4 protein-coding genes are annotated in these 2,629 nt (G+C 29.4%); all 4 read left to right on the top strand.

Features of this window, described 5'->3' with window-relative positions; translation table 11 throughout:
• The first annotated feature begins 122 nt into the window (after positions 1–122).
• The 4 genes from H593_RS0115275 to H593_RS0115290 all read left to right on the top strand — a co-directional run bounded on the left by H593_RS0115275 (position 123) and on the right by H593_RS0115290 (position 2,525).
• Positions 123–1,571 carry a hypothetical protein gene (locus tag H593_RS0115275; RefSeq protein ID WP_028873222.1) on the top strand — a complete coding sequence of 483 codons (1,449 nt, stop codon included), beginning with the start codon at positions 123–125 and terminating at the stop codon, positions 1,569–1,571.
• A 239-nt stretch (positions 1,572–1,810) separates the two neighbouring features.
• Positions 1,811–2,023: a YodC family protein gene (locus H593_RS0115280; RefSeq protein ID WP_028873223.1), complete on the top strand. Its 213-nt coding sequence runs from the start codon at positions 1,811–1,813 to the stop codon at positions 2,021–2,023.
• A gap of 23 nt (positions 2,024–2,046) precedes the next feature.
• Positions 2,047–2,265, top strand: coding sequence for a hypothetical protein (locus H593_RS0115285; protein ID WP_028873224.1), 219 nt, complete (start codon positions 2,047–2,049; stop codon positions 2,263–2,265).
• Positions 2,262–2,525 (top strand): hypothetical protein, encoded by a 264-nt coding sequence (locus H593_RS0115290; RefSeq protein WP_028873225.1) that lies wholly within the window; start codon positions 2,262–2,264, stop codon positions 2,523–2,525. Before H593_RS0115285 ends, H593_RS0115290 begins: the two co-directional genes overlap by 4 nt.
• Positions 2,526–2,629 lie beyond the last annotated feature (104 nt).

The raw sequence follows: 2,629 nt of genomic DNA on the forward strand, positions 1-2,629 counted from the left end.
CCTACTTGCGAAAGTCCTCGCGGACTTTCTTGGTCGGTAATTATTCACTAAATTAGTTGCTTGAAATACGCAACAAACCATATACAACAACGTTATATGCAAGCTAAAAACCGAACTGAAATTTGAATCATAGATATACCATAACTAAAGGAACTTTAACTAACGAAAACAAAAGTTGTGAATTACCTTTTGCCTTAGTTTTTGAAGAGAATGGAGTTTATTTTTTAGAAACATTCCTGAAAGAAGGATTTTTTGAGGATGAAGACTTTTCTCGTAGATTTAATCTTAATGGAATAACAGAAAAAGGATTCGAAATAGAAATTAAAGATTTGACTTTCACTTTGTACAAACACAAAAACTATAAAGCCAAATTCGTTTGTAGAAATTATGTTAAACTAACAGAAAAGGAAAGCGATTTACCAAAAGAAGAATCTGATAATATTGAAGATGCAATCCTATTTATAGAAATAGAGGGTTTCAATACAAAGTTTGCTGACCGAACGGATATAAAAAAGTACAGACAATATGGGGAGGTTGATAAATTTAATGTCAATTTCGACCACACAAGTTGCACATTACATATTCAAATTGAAGGTTATAGAGAAAACTACTTTCATTTAATTTTCAATAAATCTAAAACAAATGATACTATTCAGATAGATTTTACGAGAACAGGCGGTTATGGTCGTTTGACTTTTGAACATTATAAAGTTTTCAAAAAACAACTTTTAGGTTTTTTATCTTTATTAAATGGAGGAAGTGTCTATGTTAGACGAGAATTAACAGGAGATTACTATAAGGTTGATGGCTCAGATTCACAAATAGCTTATAATTATTCCTTCACCAAAAGTTTAAACACGAATACAAGCGATTATGTTCCAATTAATGAACATCACTCACATAGCTCTTCGATTTTCCAACAAACCTTTAGAAATTGCTTCGACTCTTTCTATCATAATGATTTAGAGTTAGAATTAACCTCAATTGTGGCTTCAATTAATTCTGCCCATTCAACTTCAGGTATACATCAAGCATATTCAATCCTTATTAATGCACTAGAAAAATTTTGTTCTAATCATCAAAAATCAATTAATGTTTTTGATGAGCATCTAATAGATAATGATATTTGGGAAAACACAGTGAAAGAATCTATTTTTAAAGTTTTGGATTCCAAAAAATCACTCATAAACTCAACAAATAAAAATGCTTTTGGAATATTTAAATCAAAGCTTGGAGAATTAAATAGGAGAAAAAACAGTACTGTTCAAAAAATGTATGACCTATTCGAATTTGGATGTATACCCATTAATGAAAATGTTGAAAACCTAGTAACAAAAGAAAGGCATTCTGCTGTTCACAATGGTGAATTTGGTGAAAATTCGACAGAAATGTTTATCAATTATCAGAAATTAGACCATATTTTACGTGATTTAATACTTAACATTATTGATTATAGGAGCTACAGAAAAAGTATATGTGAATATGCAACACTTGAGGAAAGGAAAGAAGCCTATCCTAAGAGAAAATCTAAACCAGTGACATATGTATGTTCACAACCACTAAGAGAATAAAAAAGCCAGCATATAACAATGGCTATAATTAATACGGGTTTTGGTGCTTAACCCAAAGTTTAGTGCTTTTCACCAAATCCGCCAAATCTTTTGATTTGGATTTAGAACAAAAAATATAAAACAAAATAAAAAGTTTTGGCTAAGTGCTTAATCGAAAGTTCACTACTTTTAATTCCCGTACTAACCATAGCCGAGACGTTGTAAAACATTTAAGAAAAAAACTAACTAAATTGAAAAATATGAATGAAATCAAACCAAAATTTAAAATCGGAGATAATGTGGAATTAAAATCTGGCGGACCTGAAATGACAATTTCTAAATTACATATGAATTTGAATATTTCAACAAGCAAATTTGACAATTTCACAGGAAATGTTGATTGTCAATGGTTTTTAGACGGAAAAAGACAAGAAGAATTATTTCATCAAGACACACTTGATATAATTGATTAAAATCTTTTTCTAAATTAAAAATAATGGAAACCTCTTGGACATTAATTACAATTATAGCATCAACCATTGTTGCAACTGGAACAGTTCTTGGTATTTACTATACTCATAAACATAAAATTGAGGAAAGAGTTAAAGAATTAGAAAACAAGGTACAACATCACGAAAAATTTATTGAGATTTTAGAGAAAAAAGCATTGCAAGCACTTGATGACGAATTCAATAAAAATGGTAAGAAAAAATGATACAGAATAATATAAATATCGACAATAGAATTCGCTTTTTACTATACAGAATTAATAACAATCTCGCTACAATTGAAGAAAAGAATGAATATTTGGATTTACTACTTCAAGGTGGTTATATAAATAAAACTGATTACGATAAGAATAAAAAGGAATTAACTAATAAAGGTAATTCTACCAATCTTGGCGAAGCGATAATCGGAATTGGAATTGCAGTACTTGTAGGTACATTATTGTCTAAATTATTTGATAAGGAGTAAAAACGTTTTACAACACCGTGTATAATTAATTGCTTGGTCACTGCCGACTTACGAACATTCCTGCGGAATATTCTATCTGTGATTTATTTGCTAAATTAGTTGCT

This window comes from Psychroserpens burtonensis DSM 12212 (assembly GCF_000425305.1).
GTDB classification, from domain to species: Bacteria; Bacteroidota; Bacteroidia; order Flavobacteriales; family Flavobacteriaceae; genus Psychroserpens; species Psychroserpens burtonensis.

What these genes read in the sequence shown, in the direction of transcription:
- H593_RS0115280 (WP_028873223.1), top strand. Translation starts at nt 1,811, where the DNA reads ATGAATGAAATCAAACCAAAATTTAAAATCGGAGATAATGTGGAATTA.
- H593_RS0115290 (WP_028873225.1), top strand. Translation starts at nt 2,262, where the DNA reads ATGATACAGAATAATATAAATATCGACAATAGAATTCGCTTTTTACTA.
- H593_RS0115285 (WP_028873224.1), top strand. Translation starts at nt 2,047, where the DNA reads ATGGAAACCTCTTGGACATTAATTACAATTATAGCATCAACCATTGTT.